Below are 16,934 nucleotides of genomic sequence, written 5' to 3' on the forward strand. Positions count from 1 at the left end.
GATGACCATCAAAGGGGTTGAAAGCTCTTCTCTTTATGGGATGATCGGGAGCCTGTTTCAATGGCGAAAAAGACAAGACTGACGCAAAACGGCGTTACCGTCAATCTCGTTTTTAGACCGCAAAAAAGGTTATGCCTCATCTTGTATGGCGGCGCTCGAGCAAGGCGCTGTTTATATACCGATCAGGACAATCCGACTTCCAATAACATATATCAGGAGATCGGCTACCGGCCTGTGCTTTTGACGACAAACAGCCCCATCAAACATGATGAGGCTGTCTTTTAATTGTCGGTTTTCAATTTTACAAATGTCCGTTTGCCGGCAGGTTCAAGCCCTTTTTGTACAACGGTACAAAGAGCCGGCCGCTTTTGTTAATCCTTAACAAGCCCTCTGTGAATCAGTTTAATATGATCTCCTTTTTGCACGCTGTCATATTGTTTTTTCGATACGAGCACGGCTTGTTCTTTGCCGTTTTGATCCTCAACCAGCAGCCAGTATCTTTTTTCCCGCGGTTTTGCCAGCTCCTTTTCTTTGATTCCGGCGGTGTTGAGCACTTGTTTTTGTTCTGCTGTGTACCCGCCTCTGTGAAAGATCATCCAGTATGGAAAGTAATAATTCAAAAATGCTGAGCCTGCGGGATTTTGGTTCATTGTTTGCCTGACACTGCCTTTATAGAGCGCATTGGAAGGTAATGTTCTTTGCAGCGCGTTTTTGCTTGCGTGACTCCTGTTGGCTCCCTGTGTTCTCATATAGCTGCGCAAACTGTGATTGACCGACCCCGCGCGGCTTTTTGCAGCACTTTTCGCAGCTGAGCTTGACGTCTTCGTTCCCCCTGATGAACCATTGCTTGTGGCTGCCGCTGCCTGATGGCCCGGAAGCGGCATCAGCAAGGATAAGACAATCAGCAGAATCGCCTGTTTCTTCATCGCTTGTCATCACTGCTTTTTTGTTCAATTTTGTCCTTCACGACACCTTCCAGCGGTTCCTGGTCGTATTTTATGTATGGCGGACGGTAGATAAATGCTTCATCATCGCGAATTTTGATGTAGGGCTGTTCTATGTCTTCAATGTTTTCTACATAATTTTTGAATGTCTTTGTCTTTTGTTTCCCGTCTATCATATATGAGACTTTTAATAGCGGCGCTTTTTCAGATTTGCTGTCATTTAGATAATCAAACCATACGAGGTCATATTTTTTGATTGATTTGTCTTTGGCCACGTCCTGCGAACGGTCAGCACCGTCTTCAGAGCATCCTGAAATGATAAAAACAGCAAGCATGACGGCCATACCGAAGGCTAAACGTTTTGATCTTTTCATCATAATCATCCTATTCTATTTATTTTCACCTTTTGATACGAATCAATGAATCAAATAGTGTCATAAATTTTATAGGGGAATTGGATTATTTTCCATAGGATCAATGCGTAATATTTGCATTTTAAACGTAAACAAACTGTAAAATCCCATTTCTATGAAAAAAGGTATAATCTGAATGTCAGAAAAAAATCCCAGTTACGGAGGATATTTTTTATGAAGAAGATCGTGTTTTCTGTTTTCGTTTTAGCTGCAAGCTTCATTTTGGCATTCAATTTTACCGGTGAGGCAAGCGCTAAAACAAAGAAAGTCAGCGGATATATCACTTGGTACAATGGAGTGGGGAAAATCGGCGCTGACGGCAAAAGGCTCGGCCATTGGGACTGTGCCACAAAAATCGGCTTTGATGTTCCGAGAAAAGGCACGAAAATAAGAGCCTACTCAAAAGCGAAACCAAAAAAAGTAATCACTGTATATAAATACGATGTCGGCAGAATGCCGGGAGCCGTCTTGGATGTAAGCCCGAAGGCTTTCAGGGCTTTAGGATATCCGACAAGCAAAGGCAAAGTCAAAGGACATTACACCTATAAAAAATAAAAGCGGAGCAAGAAAACTTGTTTTCTTGCTTCTTTCCATTTGCGGAGGCAGACGATGAAAAAAATCGCAATCATTCTAGTGGCAGTGATCGCCTTAGCTGCGGGAGCTTACGCTGCCGTCTATTTTTCCTCTCCGAAAAAAGCGGAGCAGAAAACGGCAGGCACCGGTTCAAACCTGCTCGTTTCCTTTACAGATGAAAAGCTTGTGACTTCCTATTATGAAAATCAGAGGAAGCTCTATCAGGAAAAGATGACCGACTATCCGGCGATGGCGCTTGATCGGAAAAATCAAATGCTTTATTTCACAAACGCAAAAGACAGCAATATGCGCCGCTTGATCAGGCTTGACTTGAAATCGGGAAAAAAAACAACACTGCACAGAGGCGATGAGTATGTCGACGGGCTGAGCTTGTCCCCTGACGGCTCAAAGCTGTATATGCGCTACAATCTTCCGTCGGAAAGAAATTTTCATCTCGCCTCATTTGATGTGAAAAAAGGGAAATTTGCCGTTCTTTATCCGAAGCCGGACAACAAGGATGAAAGCGTCAGCTATTATCAATACAATCAACAAAACGGCCGGTTCGTTCTGCTTCATTATTCTGTCGAAGAGGACTATCAAAAAACCGATGAAGCGAATAGCAAAGGGGTTTCTCCCGAGCCGACGAATATGCGTATTTCTCTTGGGGATGAAAAAGGGAATCACACCGTCAAAACGGCCGCAAAATTTATCAATGACATCGCGATATTTCCTGAAGGAAAGATGATCATTTTCACGGAATCAGATGCTGACGGCGAAAAGGCGGCGATTGATGCGCTGGATGTGAAAACCGGAAAATATCAAGCCGTCATTTCCGATCAGCAGGCGTTCAAACTGATCGAGTCAGCTCAGCCGCAATTCTCAAAGGACGGGGAAAAAATCTATTTTCTTGCTGAGGCAAAAGATGCGAAGCTGCTTGAAGATGAAACGGGCAGTGAAGCTAAAGTCAGAACGATTTACTCCTATCATCTCAAAACAAAAGAAGTGAGAAAAGAATGGGAGAAACCAAATGGAATTATCAACGGCTTTACCGTTTTGGATTAACAGCGGACAACAGCCGGGGAGAACTTTTTAGACAGCCTCTGCCTGGCTGTTTTTTGTCATGGTTACGGCTGCCGTGCTTGTCCCAAAGCAGCCCGCATCCGAAGCCGTTTTTCTGCCGGAGAGCGTCACGGGTGTGAAAAGCTTCCGGCCGCAGCATTCGGATATATTGATATTTCATCATAAGGGAAGGGGTATAATGCCGTCAGCATCACAAACGGAAAAATCTTTCTGTTAAACCGTCGGAACCGTTTTCGCCGCGGAAACCCCGTGCTGCCATAGACCTGTTTTTCTTCGAGCACGTCTTCAGGCACAAGAACAGATGCTGCCTGAGAATTGCTCCCTTCAAGAATGCCGTGGATCAAACGGCCGTCCTTCATTCGCAAAACGACATGATAGTGCATATATTTGCGGCAAAGTTCGTGCAAAGACCTTTGATGGTGATGGGGCATAGAGGTCACTGCACCTTTTGGAAGATCCATGTTTTCATCCCCTTTTAGATGTATGATATTCACCTGTTGGATGAATGTTCCAAATGAGGACGGCAACTGAACATAAATTTTTCATTCACGATCATCATGTAAAGGATCGGCTTTTACAATCAGCTGTCAGCACTTCTTTCTGCGGCATTTGAAACGGTCGTCATCATCTGAATGACACTTTCTGGGCCTGCATTTAAAGCGAGAATCATCATCACCTGGATCGGGATCGGAATGATGGGTTCGTTTTGGGGTGCGCCCTTCAGCTAGGGCCTTTCTCTCACTTTGCCGTTCTGGGCTGTATGGATCGTAATTGTCATAGTAATCTTCATAACCGGACATTTTGCTCAGGTCACCGCCTTTTATTTAGGATATGATAATGTATTATAAGCGGGATGATTTTGCCTGTGCATTTATAATGGTTTGCTCTTGAAGCTCGTGAAAGACATGATTTATCATCCTTGGAATAGAGGATTTTTAGTAAAAATCGCTAATTCATATAAATATAGATTCGTTTTTCCCGAATGTTGTCTTAAATGTTGGGCGGACGGCTTGATATGATACGAAAGAAGCCGAGATGAATCAGAAACAAAGGAGAAATTTTTATGAAAAACAGCAGAAAAAAAGAGATATTATCTTGGGTGAAAACCCTTGTCATTGCCGGAATCATCGTTTTCATTTGCCGATATTTTTTGTTCACACCATCCACCGTCCTGGGGGATTCGATGTATCCGACTTTACAGGATGGAAACATGGTCATGGTCAGCAAAATCAGCGATATCAAGCGTTTTGACAAAATCATCTTTCATGCCCCTGATGCTGACGAAAACTATGTCAAACGGGTGATCGGCCTCCCGGGGGATACGGTCGAAATGAAGGACGATGTTCTTTATGTCAATGGAAAAGCTTATAATGAGCCGTATTTAAAGGAAAATAAGCAAAAGCTGACGGTTCATGAACATTTAACAAACAACTTCACACTAAAAGAATTAACGGGGAAAGAGAAAGTCCCGAAAGATCACTTTTTTGTGATGGGGGATAATCGCCAAAACAGCAGGGACAGCCGGTTTTTCGGATTTATCTCACATGACTCCGTTGTCGGCAAGGTTGAATTCCGCTATTTTCCTTTTAATGAAATCGGCGGGATAGAATAGGACGGGAAAAGACTTCTCATGATAAGTGGGAGGTCTTTTTGATTTGCTTAAAACTTCCATATGAGCAGGCCGTTTGAAGAAGTTGTCCCACAATGAAATAATGGAAGGAGAACCGAATGGAAAGGAGCATATTCAGATGAAAGTGTTGATTGTCGGTGCAAATGGACAAATTGGCCGCCTTCTGATCAGTATATTGAATGAAGACGGCGTGCATCAAGTCAGAGCGATGGTTAGAAATCAGGAACAGGCTGAAGAGCTGAAACAATCTGGAACAGAAGCCGTTCTTGCCGATTTAGAGGGGACAGTGGATCATATTGCACAAGCTGCAAAAGGATGTGACGCGATTGTCTTTACAGCCGGTTCAGGCGGAAAAACCGGCGCTGACAAAACACTGCTGATTGACCTTGACGGAGCTGTCAAAACGATTGAAGCCGCTGAAAAAGCGGGAATCAAACGGTTTATCATGGTCAGCACTTTGCAGGCTCACCATCGGGAAAATTGGAACGAAGCGCTCAAACCGTATTATGTTGCGAAGCATTATGCGGATCGAATTCTTGAAGACAGCGATTTAACGTATACGATCATCCGCCCGGGAGGCCTCCTAAATGAACCTGGCACAGGCAAGGTGAAAGCCGCTGAAAACCTTGATCGCGTCGCGATTCCTCGTGAAGATGTCGCCAAAACCATTGCAGCGGCGCTCACTGAAGAGCATACATACCGCCGTTCCTTTGATCTGACTTCAGGAGACACGCCTGTCGCTGAAGCGCTGAAAGCAATATAAAAAAACAGAGCCTGGAACCATTGGTTCCAGGCCTTTAACGAATGGGAATGTAGACTTTCATTCTCATATCATCCGGATAGGAAGATTGGCAAACATCAGTCACTTCAAAATCAGGTCCTTCTTTTCTTTCATAATTCGAATTCGGCAGCCATGTCCCATAAATGAATCTGCGTGTGTTTTGAACCGATGCCGACGGCCCCTTCACATCAAAAATGGCGTATTTACCTTCAGGAATTTTAAAATAAACCAGTGGCTCCGGGACTTCTTCCGCCGGGGCGTGAACGGCTTCTCCAATGATAAAAGAGAATTCCCCTTCATCTTGAAAGTTGCATGAAATCCCATATGACATACTTGGAGCAGCTTTATTCTGGATCTTTAAATAATATTCATTTTGTCCGAAATCAAAGTAAAATCCCGGAATCTCTTCGAAATATGTTTCATTGTTTAAGTTTGTCCGATATTCATATCCGATGATATGGATCTCGTCCAGATGCATGATCTTTGGTTTGGTCATGATCAGCTCTCCATTCATTTTGTTTTTGTAGTCGAGAAAGTTCATTTTCGCTTGATGGTCCAGCTTGACCTTTGCCTTGCGGTATTTGGCTGGAGTGATCCCGAAATAATGAGAGAACGCCCGGCTGAATGCTTCCTGTGATCCGTATTGGAAATCCATCGCGATGTCGAGGATGGGCCTGTCCGTTTCCAAGAGCGACACAGCGGCCTCAGACAGCCGCCGGTTGCGGATGTACTCTTTGACAGAGAAGCCGGAAATCGCCTGGAAAAGCCTTTGAAAATGAAATGGGGAAAAATACGATTTTGCCGCAATATCTATGATGTTTAATTCCTCTTGAAGATTTTCTTCGATAAAATAAACCGCTTTTTGAATTCGTTCATAATAGTCCATCGTCATACACAGCCTTTACCATTTGATTACTTTTATTGTACAAGATTACGTGTGGATTTTTTTGATGATTTGTGCTTTTTTAAAAAGCCTCCTGATGGGGAGGCTTTATCGTTGTTGCCGCGGGTCTTGGACTTCAAGCGGCCGCATCATATCGTAATCTTCATGCTCCAATATGTGACAGTGCCATACATATCGGCCGCTGTAGGGGCTGAAGGTGGCGATGATGCGGGTAACGGTTCCGGGCGGGACCTTTACGGTATCTTTGAGGCCTTTTTCGTTCGGTGCCGGGGCCACGGCGGGGCCTGTAAAAATGAGTTCTTTGTTTTCCTGATAGCGGGCTGTGTCAAACGGCCGGTGATCAAGGATCAAAAATTGAATGAGATGCAAATGGATCGGGTGTATAGCTCTTCCTGCATTCACGATCGACCAGATCTCGGTGCTGCCGAGCGCAGGCGTTTCTGTCACTGGCTCATGCCACTTTGTGTTGTTTAAAAGAAGAACCGGTCTTCCGTATTGGTCCAGGGAAGCTCCCAATGACAGTGTCCTGATGGTATCCACTTTATGACTTCTCACATAAGGCCGTTTTCTCAGCATTTTTGGGATTGAAGACGTATCTTTGTGCTTCAGCGGTTTTGTGACGCGGAATTGCATAATGTCTGCATCGGTTTCCGGATCAGCGTCTTGTCCGCCGCAGCCGATCCGGTTTTTCAAGGTGATGGTTTTTCCTTCAGCATTCGAAAAGTCGACGATGAGGTCAAACCGTTCAGCAGGCGCAATCGTCATAGACTGAACTTTTACCGGATGCTGGAGCAGGCCGCCGTCCGTTCCGATTTGATGGAAGACATCGTCGGAGTCGAAATATAGTTCATAGAATCTGGTGTTGGAAGCATTCAGAATGCGGAACCGGTATTTTCGCGGTTCAACTTCCGCATATGGCCACACTTTTCCGTTGACTAAAATGGTATCTCCGCAAAAAGCGGGAACAATAGACGGATCCGGAAGTTCGGGAGAAGGGTTGTCTGGCTGGCGCGGATAAAACAATGAGCCATCTTCATGAAACGATTTGTCCTGTATCAACAGGGGGATTTCGTATTCTCCTTTCGGCAGGTTTAATGACCGTTCTTCCCGGTCGCGAATGAAATAAAGCCCGACCAGACCGGCGTATACATTCAGCCTCGTCAGCGCCATCGCATGGTCGTGATACCAGAGTGCGGCGGCATCCTGATGATTGGGATATTCATATACCTCCCTTTTGAAAAACGGCCCTGTTTCTTTAAAGCCTCTCGTAAACCAGGCTTCGGGATAGCCGTCGCTGTCAGCCGGAGTATTCCCTCCGTGCAAGTGAACGACGGTCTTCATCTCAGGTCCGTGGCGGACATCCTCATGAATCGTATGATCGACCGGGAGAAAATGATGATCTGGAAGGTTGTTCAGCCACTTCACTTCGACCCTTTCATTTTTATTCACTTCAAATGTAGGTCCGGGGTAGCTTGCGTTATATCCGTAAAGCCGGGTCGGCGGCAGATCGCGGTGAAGCTGCTGGTGAAACTCTTCCATCTTCACTTCATAATACGTTTTGGTCTTGCTTTTTGTATGAGGTTTGATCACTTTTGGAATCGGCAGACTGTCAACGAATTTTTCAAGCTTCATGTTTCACCTGTCCTCTTAAGTTCTGATAAATGCATCAGTACATTATAAGACGGTGTGTGTGGATAGGTTCCTGCCGAGAGAGGAAAAGGGCGGGCTAAAAGCCGTTTATTTCCCAGCGGCTGCTGCCCCTTCTTTTCACTTTAAGTTCCGGGTCGAATATGCTCTAAAAAAGGCGGATGATTACAAAAGTATGAACAGAATATTTCCAAACGATTAAATATTGCCTTGAAATCGGTTTTGCGGGGGATGAGAGTGGAGCTGACGTATTTCATGATGGTATGTTATGCGTGAACCCTTACTTTTAGGGAGCGAATCGGTCAGAAAGGAGATGTCTTGATGCAGAAAAGAATAGATTGGATTGACGCGTCGAAAGGTTTGGGAATTATTCTCGTCGTGTTGGGTCATACACCGACGACGGATTGGCTGAAAACGTTCATTTTCGCTTTTCATATGCCGCTGTTTTTCTTTTTGTCCGGGGTCGTATATCATGATGCGAATCTGACTTTTAAGTCTTTTCTGTATAAGAAAATGAAGACGCTTCTTTTGCCTTACTTCATCTTTTCCGTCCTCGCTTATTCATTCTGGTTTTTAATCGAGAGGCATTTCAAGTTCAGCGGAAGTTCTGATGTCGATCCGATCATTCCTTTTAAAGGAATCTTTTATTCGATACCCGATCACTACATGCTGACACACAATCCGGCGCTGTGGTTTTTGACATGCCTGTTTGTTGTCGAACTTCTTTTTTTCTGTATGAAAAAATGGCTGAACGACCGTTTTATCGTCTGTTTCGTCATGTTGTCCGCCGCTTTGGGTTATTATAATTACCAGTATCTCGACATCAAACTGCTGTGGAATATCGAGGTGGCCTTGACCGCAATCGTTTTCTACTCGGCCGGTTTTCTTCTGAGGAAACGCTTGAGGGAGCTGAAAATGAGAAATCGAAGAACACTGCTGCTTTCATTTCTGTTTTTCGCGGTGGTCGCCTATCTGCAAAGCTGGAATGTCAGAGTTGATATGAGAGCTAATGAATACGGTGATATGGCGATCTTTTACATCACGGCATTTTCGGGTACGGCCGGTGTCATTTTTACGAGCTTTCACTTGGAAAATGTAAGGCTTCTTCGATTTCTCGGCAAAAACTCGCTGATCATTCTTGTTCTCCATTATCCGGTGATTCGAATATTGAAAGCCGTCATATACTATTTGCTTGATTTTTCGCTTGATGAGACATACGGCTCGCTTTTATGGAGCGGGATTTATTCAATCGCGACGCTGGTCATCATGATTCCATGCATCATCGTGTTGAATCGGTATCCGGTTTTTCTTGGGAGAAGGAGGTGCTGAAAAACCTTGCAGACTTTGCAAGGTTTTGATTTTTCAAAGAAAAAATATTCAGAATAAAAGAGCTGCAGCTCGGTTTGGCGGCTGTGGACGGAACAGACGATTTATGGAAAGCCTTGCCGGGAACGGGTTTATTGGGGGTTTGGCTCCATTGAAATTTGTTTCTCTCATTAAAAAAAGTTCTATGCCGACTATATTTCTGCAAGAAGTGAATCATGTTTCTATAGACTCACTCAAGTTTGGCTTTGTATGATTAAAGGCGAAAACACGGATGGGAAAGGAAGCTTTTTATGGAACGGTATGATGAATTGAAAAAAGGAGAAACCGGGGCATGGGTCAGCATCATCGCTTACCTTTTGCTGTCGGCTGTGAAGCTTTTCATCGGCTACGCCTTTCATTCAGAGGCTTTAAAAGCTGACGGGCTTAACAATACGACGGATATTATCGCTTCTTTAGCGGTGCTGATCGGCCTCAGGATTTCACAAAAGCCGCCTGATGAGGACCATCCGTACGGACATTTTCGCGCTGAAACAATCGCCTCGCTCGTTGCATCTTTTATCATGATGGTTGTCGGTCTTCAAGTGTTGTACAGCTCAGGTGAGACCTTGTTTCATCCTCGGGAAACAACGCCTGATATGATCGCGGCTTGGACGGCGGCCGGAAGTGCAATCATCATGTTTCTCGTGTTCATTTATAACAAAAGGCTGGCTCAGAAGGTCAACAGCCAGGCCCTTTATGCGGCGGCAGCTGATAATAAATCAGACGCTTTTGTCAGCATCGGAACATTTGCGGGGATTTTTGCCTCGCAGTTTAATCTCGCCTGGGTCGATACCGCGGCGGCCTTTATCATCGGTTTATTGATCTGCAAAACCGCCTGGGACATTTTTAGGGATGCCGCCCATTCCTTGACGGACGGCTTTGACATCAAAAATATTTCGATGTATAAAGAAACGATTCAACAGGTGCCGGGAGTCGGCCGGATCAAGGATGTAAAAGCGCGGTATTTAGGAAGCGCCGTCCACGTAGAGATCATTGTCGAGGTCAGGTCGGACCTGAATATTTCCGAAAGTCACGATATCGCTGATGAGATTGAAAGAAGGATGCAGGAAGAACATTCGATCGTTCATTCCCATGTTCATATAGAGCCTTTTGAGGAAAAATAGCCTTTTCCAGCAGGGAAAGGCTATTTTTTTCGATTTGCAAAAAAAGACTTTTTCATCGGTTTGTTGTCTTCTGCTGAAACATCGTTTATGGTAAAGTTAAATCAATTCGAATCGTCAGCATGAGGAGGAAGAGGATGGCTTATCAAGAAGCGCTGCACCCTGTTTTGGGAAAAGTAGCCGATAATATAGATAAAGTAATAGTAGGAAAGAAAGATATAGCCGTTTTGAGCCTGACCGCCATTTTGGCCAACGGTCATGTCCTTTTGGAAGATGTACCCGGCGTCGGCAAAACCATGATGGTCCGGGCGCTGGCTAAATCAGTCGGTGCGGAATTCAAGAGAATCCAATTTACACCTGATTTATTGCCTTCGGATGTAACAGGTGTTTCCATTTACAATCCGAAAACATTGGAATTTGAGTATCGTTCAGGCCCGATCATGGGGGATATCGTGCTGGCAGATGAAATCAACCGGACTTCGCCGAAAACCCAATCGGCTCTCCTTGAAGCGATGGAAGAAGGCAGTGTGACGGTTGATGGTGTGACAATGCCGCTTGCAAAGCCTTTTTTTGTGATGGCGACGCAAAATCCTGTTGAATATGAAGGGACATATCCGCTGCCTGAAGCACAGCTTGACCGCTTTTTATTTAAGCTGCGCATGGGCTATCCGACCATCCGTGAAGAGCTGCAGGTCCTCGATCTTCAAGAGAACCGCCGTCCGCTTGAAGAGATTGAGCCTGTCATCGAAAAGGAGGAGCTCGCGGCTTTTCAAAAAGAGGCGGAAATGGTTTATGTGGACGCCTCAATTAAAGAGTACATTGTTGAAATAACGCAAAAAACGAGGAACCACCCTTCCGTATATTTAGGTGTCAGTCCGCGCGGATCGATTGCACTGATGAAAGCCGGACAGGCGTATGCATTTTTGCACGGTCGCGACTATTGTATTCCTGATGATATTCAATTCCTGGCGCCTTTTACCCTCCAGCACAGAATGATTTTGCGGCCGGAGGCTAAGTTCGAAGGGAAGCGCCCTGAAACGGTTCTTCAGGAGATTATGTCGAAAACGGAAGTTCCTGTTGGAAGGCCGATGAACAAATAATGAGAGAGCGTATCGGTCTGTTGAAATACGGGTGGAAGCTGTTTGTTTTATTTCTTCTGTCCCTGGCGGCGTTCAGCTATGCCATGTTTCAAGGGGGATTTGTCAGCTGGTTTTTGTTTTTCGCTTTTCTCCCCTTTATGTTGTATGCTTTCCTGTTTGCTATTTACCCGCTGTCCAGCATAACGGCGGTGCGAAAGATCAGCGGGGAGCATTTGAGAGCCGGAGAGCGGCTGAATCCCGTCATCACTTTAAAACGAAAAGTTCCGTTTCCGCTCATGTTTATGATCGTGGAAGACTGTCTCTCTGATTCGCTTTTGAAAAACGGAAATCCCGCCGGAGCGAAGCAATTTCTTTTTCCCTGGTTCAAAAAGGAAATCAAAATGGCTTATACAATAGATTCGGTGCCGAGGGGAGATCACCGCTTAAAAGAGATCAGGATCCGCACAGGCGATCCGCTCGGACTTGTGGAAAAGGAAATTTCCCTACAGGTGGAAACGTCTTTCTTTGTTTTGCCCTCATATCAAGACATTGCATTTCATGCGAGGTCGGGGAAGTTTGATGATCAATCGGGGTATGCCTCAGACCTGCGGCGGAAGAACAGTACATTGGCGTCAGGCGTCAGGGAATACCAGCCCGGTGATCGTTTTGCCTGGGTGGACTGGAAAGCGTCGGCTCGGCGAAATCAGCTGATGACAAAGGAGTTTGAACAAACTAAAGGCCATGATCTGCTGATCTTTTTGGATCAGTCTCCGTCTGACGCGTTTGAGGATATCGTCAGCTTGACCGCATCCATCGTTCGCGCCGCTCTGCGGGACGGGACGAACACCGGGCTTGTTGCCGGCGGAAAGGAAAAAGCCCGGTTTCCGGCGCGGAACGGAGAAGAGCATTTGCAGCATCTGTTTCATTATTTGGCGGTAGCGGATTGCGATGCTCTTTATCCGTTCCACACGCTCATGGACAGCGAGTTAAACTCGCCTGACGTGAGGAATGCGGTGACATATGTGGTGACAAGCCGGATCACGGTGGAATTATCAAATGTTTTGGCTCACACATTGAAAGACAACCCGCCTGTCGTTTTTCTTGTCAAGGATAAGGGAGGGGACGTCTCACGCGAAGAGAATGCGGCTGTTGAACATTTAAGAGCGCGGGGGACGGAAGTGAGCGTCATTTATGGCGGGCGCTTTTCCCGTGCTTTTGCGAAAGCGAGGTGAAAACCATGAGGACCGGTAGACAATACAGCCGGGTCGGTTTGCTGTTTTTTTATGTATTAACGTTTATGCTGCTTTGGGAATGGCTCCGTCCCTTGCAATACTTTACGGATACGGGGCATACGTACTTTTTCATTTTATTTATCGCTCTTGTTTTTTCGCTTACATTTTTCAGGGTCTCATGGTTTATCAGATTTCCGGTCAGCCTCGGATTTATTTTGTTTGCCCTTCATTGGATTTTTTACGACGGGTCTTTATTTTCGCCTTCGTGGATCACGCTGTTTCTGCAAGACATCGGCCGGAATCTTTCCCACATCTTCTCCGGGATGTGGCGGGATATGTCGCCGTTGTTTCGGACGCTTCTCTTTTACATTTTGCTTTGGCTGCTTGTGTATTTGCTGCATTATTGGGTCATTTATCAGCGCCGAATTCTTTTCTTTTTTATGATGACCGTCGTTTATATCGCGGTTATCGACACGTTTACGCCGTTTGACGCCTCAGGGGCGATCGTGCGGATCGTTTTGTTCGGCTTTCTTTTATTGGGACTCCTTTATTTTGAACGAATGAGGGAAGGTGAAAGGCTGCAAACCTCGAAAACGGTGTTTTTAAAATGGTTTGCCCCGCTGCTGCTTTTGACTGCCGCCTGTGTGGGCATCGGGACGGTGGCACCCAAGACAGATCCAGTATGGCCTGACCCGGTGCCATTCATCAAAACGGCTGCAAACGGCGGTCTTGATTCGCCGGGAAAGAGCAGAGTCGGCTATGGCACAAATGATGAAGCATTGGGCGGCCCATTTTCTAAAGATGATTCCTGGGTATTTACATGGCAGGGAACGGAAAGAAGCTACTTCAGGGCGGAAACGAAAAGCCATTATACAGGGAAAGGCTGGATTGAAGATGAGAAATCGGGTTCATCCATCCAGCTCGATCTGGACAGGCTTGATTATCAATGGTTTGAAAAAAATGTGAAAACAGAGACACACAAAGCGGTTATCGATATGGAGCCTTCTTACCGGTATAACCATGTTCTTTATCCGATCGGGACGACGCATATCACCTTAAACAACTTTTTTGTTCCGCTGCATATGAACGAAAACACGGAGAAAATCGTCCCGGCCGGCAAGACGGGGGCTGATGTTCAGAATCTTGAAAGCTATACATTAACCTATAAAGCACCCATTTTTGATGTGAACAAGCTTAAACAAGTCACGATCGAATCGGAGAAGGAGTGGAGCAGCAGCCATGAAAAGTACCTTCAGCTTCCCGACACACTTCCTGACCGGGTGAAAGATCTCGCCGGGAAGCTAACAAAGGATCAAGATAATGTCTATGACAAAGCAAAAGCGATTGAAGACTATCTCGGTTCTTCCGAATTTAGGTATGATACAAAAGACGTTGCCGTGCCGAACAAGGATCAGGACTATGTCGATCAGTTTTTATTTGAAACGAAAATCGGCTATTGCGACAATTTTTCAACGGCCATGGCGGTTCTCCTTCGTTCGGCCGGAATACCCGCGCGCTGGGTGAAAGGCTATACATCCGGACAGTACGCCGGAGCGACAGCCGACCGGAAACGCAATATGTATGAAGTGACAAACAATAATGCCCACTCCTGGGTCGAAGTATATTTTCAAGGGCAGGGCTGGGTGACATTTGAACCGACGAAAGGTTTTGTCAACCCTGAGCAGTTCATCGAACAGTCGAACGGCCATAGCGGCGCCGCAGCAGAAAAAAAGGAAGAAGAACGAGAAAATGCCGCAGATGAACAGCAGCAGACCGCCAAAAAACAGGAAAGCCCGCAAAAAAACGACCAGAAGGAAAAACATAAAGAAGCTCAAGCCGATTCAGGTGCCGCCAACAGCGGCAATAACAGCGTTCTCTTATACAGTGCAGCCGCTCTTTTTCTCCTGTTGGCACTTGCGGCCGGTTTGTACTATACACGTTCCAAATGGATGCCGGTCATCATCATCGCCAGGCTGAAAAAACGGCGCGATGACGCGGTTTTCTTCAAAGCATATGAGGAGCTTATCCGCCAGCTGCAGCGGAAAGGCATCATCAAGCAGGAAGGGCAGACCCTCCGTGAGTTCGCGAAAGCGGTGGATGAGCGCTCAGGCAACCATGATATGACGGCTTTAACCCTTCGTTATGAACGGGCCCTGTATCGCAAGGAAAATGCAGGAGAACTTTGGAATGAGTCAGCGGAGTTATGGGAAAATTTAATTAAAAGGAGATAGTCTTGACCGCTTTCTGTCCTATTGTTAGAATAAGTGAATATTAAAAACCCTTATATATACTTGCTGGCAGGCTCGGCTGCGCCCCGAGCCTTAGTCCCGCGAATGGGGGCAGGACGGCCATATGTCTGCCGCCATTTTTTCTGTGCAAAAAACAATTTGATAAAGAGGTGACACCATGACGAAATTAGTAAATGAAATGATTCTTGTATTGGATTTTGGAAGTCAGTATAATCAGCTGATTACCCGCCGCATTCGTGAGTTTGGTGTATACAGTGAGCTTCATCCGCATACGTTGACGGCAGAAGAAATCAAGGAAATGAATCCGAAAGGAATTATTTTGTCCGGGGGGCCGAACAGCGTTTATGATGAAGGATCATTCCGCTGCGACGAGAAGATTTTTGACCTGGATATCCCTGTTCTCGGCATCTGCTACGGCATGCAGCTGATGACTCATTACCTCGGCGGAAAAGTTGAGGCGGCAAGTCAGCGTGAATACGGAAAAGCGAACATTCACATTGAAGGTGAACCAGACCTGTTCAAAGATCTTCCAAACGAACAAGTCGTCTGGATGAGTCATGGTGATTTAGTTGTCGAAGTTCCAGAAGGCTTTACTGTTGATGCGACAAGCCATCACTGCCCGAATTCAGCGATGAGCAAGAAGGATAAGAAATGGTACGGTGTTCAGTTCCATCCGGAAGTGCGCCATTCGGAATACGGAAATGATCTGTTGAAAAACTTCGTTTTCGGTGTTTGTGAATGTGCCGGAGAATGGTCAATGGAAAACTTCATTGAAATTGAAATGCAAAAGATCCGCGAAACAGTCGGCGACAAGCAAGTGCTGTGCGCGCTAAGCGGCGGTGTCGATTCATCCGTTGTTGCGGTGTTGATCCATAAAGCGATCGGCGATCAGCTGACTTGTATTTTCGTCGACCACGGACTTCTTCGCAAAGGTGAAGCCGACGGCGTCATGAAAACATTCAGTGAAGGCTTCAACATGAACGTGATTAAAGTTGATGCGAAAGACCGCTTCCTGAACAAGCTGAAAGGTGTTTCAGACCCTGAGCAAAAACGCAAAATCATCGGCAATGAATTTATCTATGTGTTTGATGATGAAGCGGACAAGCTGAAAGGGATCGATTTCCTTGCACAGGGAACGCTTTACACAGACATCATCGAAAGCGGCACCGCGACGGCGCAGACGATCAAGTCGCACCACAATGTCGGCGGACTGCCGGAAGACATGCAGTTTCAACTGATCGAACCGCTGAACACCTTGTTTAAAGATGAGGTGCGCGCGCTTGGAACAGAGCTCGGCATTCCTGATGAGATCGTTTGGCGCCAGCCGTTCCCAGGCCCGGGTCTCGGCATCCGCGTTTTGGGAGAGGTAACGGAAGAAAAACTGGAAATCGTCCGTGAATCTGATGCGATTCTTCGCGAAGAAATCGCAAAAGCTGATCTTGAAAAAGATATTTGGCAATACTTCACGGTCCTTCCTGACATCCGCAGCGTCGGCGTCATGGGAGACGCAAGAACTTATGACTATACGATCGGTATTCGCGCCGTGACATCGATTGACGGCATGACATCCGACTGGGCGAGAATTCCTTGGGATGTCCTTGAGACAATCTCGACACGGATCGTCAATGAAGTGAAGCACATTAACCGTGTGGTTTACGACATTACGAGCAAGCCGCCTGCGACAATTGAGTGGGAATAATGAAAAAAGCCTCAAATCTTTTTATAAAGATTTGAGGCTTTTTTTATAAAACATATTAAACGAATAAACTGTTACATCCCTAGTTTTCACCAGCCTGCATCATCTATTCATTTGTCAAATAAAATCGAATTCATAAAATATTCATTGAATTACAAATAATGTATGATAGTATAAATATATACAATTTAAAGTAGATAGTGTTTTTAATTTTTCAAGG

General features: G+C 45.7%; 15 protein-coding genes and 1 pseudogene. 11 read left to right on the top strand and 5 right to left on the bottom strand.

The genetic code is table 11. The annotated features are described in order from the left end of the window. Positions 1 to 21: 21 nt before the first annotated feature. Positions 22 to 285: pseudogene (locus ACINLD_RS18290) on the top strand (GNAT family N-acetyltransferase); the annotation flags it as partial. Between the two features lie 86 nt (positions 286 to 371). On the opposite strand, the gene ACINLD_RS18295 reads toward ACINLD_RS18290, so the two are convergent. Then, positions 372 to 926: a hypothetical protein gene (locus tag ACINLD_RS18295; RefSeq protein ID WP_026589719.1), complete on the bottom strand. Its 555-nt coding sequence runs from the start codon at positions 924 to 926 to the stop codon at positions 372 to 374. Continuing rightward, on the bottom strand, positions 923 to 1,318 hold the full coding sequence (locus tag ACINLD_RS18300) for a hypothetical protein (RefSeq protein ID WP_026589718.1): 396 nt from the start codon (positions 1,316 to 1,318) through the stop codon (positions 923 to 925). The genes ACINLD_RS18295 and ACINLD_RS18300 overlap by 4 nt, the downstream gene beginning before the upstream one ends. 213 nt (positions 1,319 to 1,531) lie before the next feature. Here ACINLD_RS18300 and ACINLD_RS18305 point away from each other — a divergent pair, with 213 nt between their 5' ends. Together ACINLD_RS18305 and ACINLD_RS18310 are read left to right on the top strand one after the other, a co-directional pair. Further along, positions 1,532 to 1,912, top strand: coding sequence for an RlpA-like double-psi beta-barrel domain-containing protein (locus tag ACINLD_RS18305; protein ID WP_026589717.1), 381 nt, complete (start codon positions 1,532 to 1,534; stop codon positions 1,910 to 1,912). A gap of 54 nt (positions 1,913 to 1,966) precedes the next feature. Continuing rightward, positions 1,967 to 2,992: a hypothetical protein gene (locus ACINLD_RS18310; protein WP_410207106.1), complete on the top strand. Its 1,026-nt coding sequence runs from the start codon at positions 1,967 to 1,969 to the stop codon at positions 2,990 to 2,992. A 125-nt stretch (positions 2,993 to 3,117) separates the two neighbouring features. Here the strand turns inward: ACINLD_RS18310 and ACINLD_RS18315 are convergent, their stop codons facing one another. Then, positions 3,118 to 3,471: a hypothetical protein gene (locus ACINLD_RS18315; protein WP_051290492.1), complete on the bottom strand. Its 354-nt coding sequence runs from the start codon at positions 3,469 to 3,471 to the stop codon at positions 3,118 to 3,120. Between the two features lie 602 nt (positions 3,472 to 4,073). Between ACINLD_RS18315 and lepB the strand changes: the two genes are divergently transcribed. Together lepB and ACINLD_RS18325 are read left to right on the top strand one after the other, a co-directional pair. Next, positions 4,074 to 4,622 (top strand): signal peptidase I, encoded by a 549-nt coding sequence (gene lepB, locus ACINLD_RS18320; protein ID WP_026589715.1) that lies wholly within the window; start codon positions 4,074 to 4,076, stop codon positions 4,620 to 4,622. 136 nt (positions 4,623 to 4,758) lie between these two features. After that, the gene (locus tag ACINLD_RS18325) at positions 4,759 to 5,403 is read left to right on the top strand and encodes an SDR family oxidoreductase (protein ID WP_026589714.1); all 645 of its coding nucleotides are present in this window, start codon (positions 4,759 to 4,761) and stop codon (positions 5,401 to 5,403) included. Positions 5,404 to 5,437: 34 nt separating this feature from the next. Here the strand turns inward: ACINLD_RS18325 and ACINLD_RS18330 are convergent, their stop codons facing one another. Together ACINLD_RS18330 and ACINLD_RS18335 are read right to left on the bottom strand one after the other, a co-directional pair. Beyond that, positions 5,438 to 6,307 (bottom strand): effector binding domain-containing protein, encoded by an 870-nt coding sequence (locus ACINLD_RS18330; protein ID WP_026589713.1) that lies wholly within the window; start codon positions 6,305 to 6,307, stop codon positions 5,438 to 5,440. Positions 6,308 to 6,412: 105 nt separating this feature from the next. After that, the gene (locus ACINLD_RS18335) at positions 6,413 to 7,957 is read right to left on the bottom strand and encodes a multicopper oxidase family protein (RefSeq protein WP_077735401.1); all 1,545 of its coding nucleotides are present in this window, start codon (positions 7,955 to 7,957) and stop codon (positions 6,413 to 6,415) included. Positions 7,958 to 8,293: 336 nt separating this feature from the next. Between ACINLD_RS18335 and ACINLD_RS18340 the strand changes: the two genes are divergently transcribed. From ACINLD_RS18340 to guaA, 6 genes are all read left to right on the top strand, one after another. Beyond that, complete coding sequence (locus ACINLD_RS18340) at positions 8,294 to 9,301, top strand: acyltransferase family protein (protein WP_035428799.1); 1,008 nt, start codon at positions 8,294 to 8,296, stop codon at positions 9,299 to 9,301. A 287-nt stretch (positions 9,302 to 9,588) separates the two neighbouring features. Beyond that, positions 9,589 to 10,461 (top strand): cation diffusion facilitator family transporter, encoded by an 873-nt coding sequence (locus ACINLD_RS18345; RefSeq protein WP_026589709.1) that lies wholly within the window; start codon positions 9,589 to 9,591, stop codon positions 10,459 to 10,461. 134 nt (positions 10,462 to 10,595) lie between these two features. Then, on the top strand, positions 10,596 to 11,558 hold the full coding sequence (locus tag ACINLD_RS18350; protein WP_026589708.1) for an AAA family ATPase: 963 nt from the start codon (positions 10,596 to 10,598) through the stop codon (positions 11,556 to 11,558). Continuing rightward, positions 11,558 to 12,769, top strand: coding sequence for a DUF58 domain-containing protein (locus tag ACINLD_RS18355; RefSeq protein WP_026589707.1), 1,212 nt, complete (start codon positions 11,558 to 11,560; stop codon positions 12,767 to 12,769). Before ACINLD_RS18350 ends, ACINLD_RS18355 begins: the two co-directional genes overlap by 1 nt. Positions 12,770 to 12,774: 5 nt before the next feature. Further along, positions 12,775 to 15,000 carry a DUF4129 domain-containing transglutaminase family protein gene (locus ACINLD_RS18360; protein ID WP_026589706.1) on the top strand — a complete coding sequence of 742 codons (2,226 nt, stop codon included), beginning with the start codon at positions 12,775 to 12,777 and terminating at the stop codon, positions 14,998 to 15,000. Positions 15,001 to 15,175: 175 nt separating this feature from the next. Beyond that, positions 15,176 to 16,717, top strand: a complete 1,542-nt coding sequence (gene guaA, locus ACINLD_RS18365) for a glutamine-hydrolyzing GMP synthase (RefSeq protein WP_026589705.1) — start codon at positions 15,176 to 15,178, stop codon at positions 16,715 to 16,717. Positions 16,718 to 16,934: the final 217 nt, after the last annotated feature.

The organism is Bacillus sp. z60-11, assembly GCF_046464135.1.
GTDB lineage: Bacteria > Bacillota > Bacilli > Bacillales > Bacillaceae > Bacillus > Bacillus sonorensis_A.

What these genes read in the sequence shown, in the direction of transcription:
- ACINLD_RS18310 (WP_410207106.1), top strand. Translation starts at nt 1,967, where the DNA reads ATGAAAAAAATCGCAATCATTCTAGTGGCAGTGATCGCCTTAGCTGCG.
- ACINLD_RS18360 (WP_026589706.1), top strand. Translation starts at nt 12,775, where the DNA reads ATGAGGACCGGTAGACAATACAGCCGGGTCGGTTTGCTGTTTTTTTAT.
- ACINLD_RS18335 (WP_077735401.1), bottom strand. Translation starts at nt 7,957, where the DNA reads ATGAAGCTTGAAAAATTCGTTGACAGTCTGCCGATTCCAAAAGTGATC.
- ACINLD_RS18325 (WP_026589714.1), top strand. Translation starts at nt 4,759, where the DNA reads ATGAAAGTGTTGATTGTCGGTGCAAATGGACAAATTGGCCGCCTTCTG.
- ACINLD_RS18350 (WP_026589708.1), top strand. Translation starts at nt 10,596, where the DNA reads ATGGCTTATCAAGAAGCGCTGCACCCTGTTTTGGGAAAAGTAGCCGAT.
- ACINLD_RS18330 (WP_026589713.1), bottom strand. Translation starts at nt 6,307, where the DNA reads ATGGACTATTATGAACGAATTCAAAAAGCGGTTTATTTTATCGAAGAA.
- ACINLD_RS18295 (WP_026589719.1), bottom strand. Translation starts at nt 926, where the DNA reads ATGAAGAAACAGGCGATTCTGCTGATTGTCTTATCCTTGCTGATGCCG.
- ACINLD_RS18315 (WP_051290492.1), bottom strand. Translation starts at nt 3,471, where the DNA reads ATGGATCTTCCAAAAGGTGCAGTGACCTCTATGCCCCATCACCATCAA.
- ACINLD_RS18305 (WP_026589717.1), top strand. Translation starts at nt 1,532, where the DNA reads ATGAAGAAGATCGTGTTTTCTGTTTTCGTTTTAGCTGCAAGCTTCATT.
- ACINLD_RS18300 (WP_026589718.1), bottom strand. Translation starts at nt 1,318, where the DNA reads ATGAAAAGATCAAAACGTTTAGCCTTCGGTATGGCCGTCATGCTTGCT.
- ACINLD_RS18355 (WP_026589707.1), top strand. Translation starts at nt 11,558, where the DNA reads ATGAGAGAGCGTATCGGTCTGTTGAAATACGGGTGGAAGCTGTTTGTT.
- ACINLD_RS18340 (WP_035428799.1), top strand. Translation starts at nt 8,294, where the DNA reads ATGCAGAAAAGAATAGATTGGATTGACGCGTCGAAAGGTTTGGGAATT.
- ACINLD_RS18345 (WP_026589709.1), top strand. Translation starts at nt 9,589, where the DNA reads ATGGAACGGTATGATGAATTGAAAAAAGGAGAAACCGGGGCATGGGTC.
- guaA (WP_026589705.1), top strand. Translation starts at nt 15,176, where the DNA reads ATGACGAAATTAGTAAATGAAATGATTCTTGTATTGGATTTTGGAAGT.
- lepB (WP_026589715.1), top strand. Translation starts at nt 4,074, where the DNA reads ATGAAAAACAGCAGAAAAAAAGAGATATTATCTTGGGTGAAAACCCTT.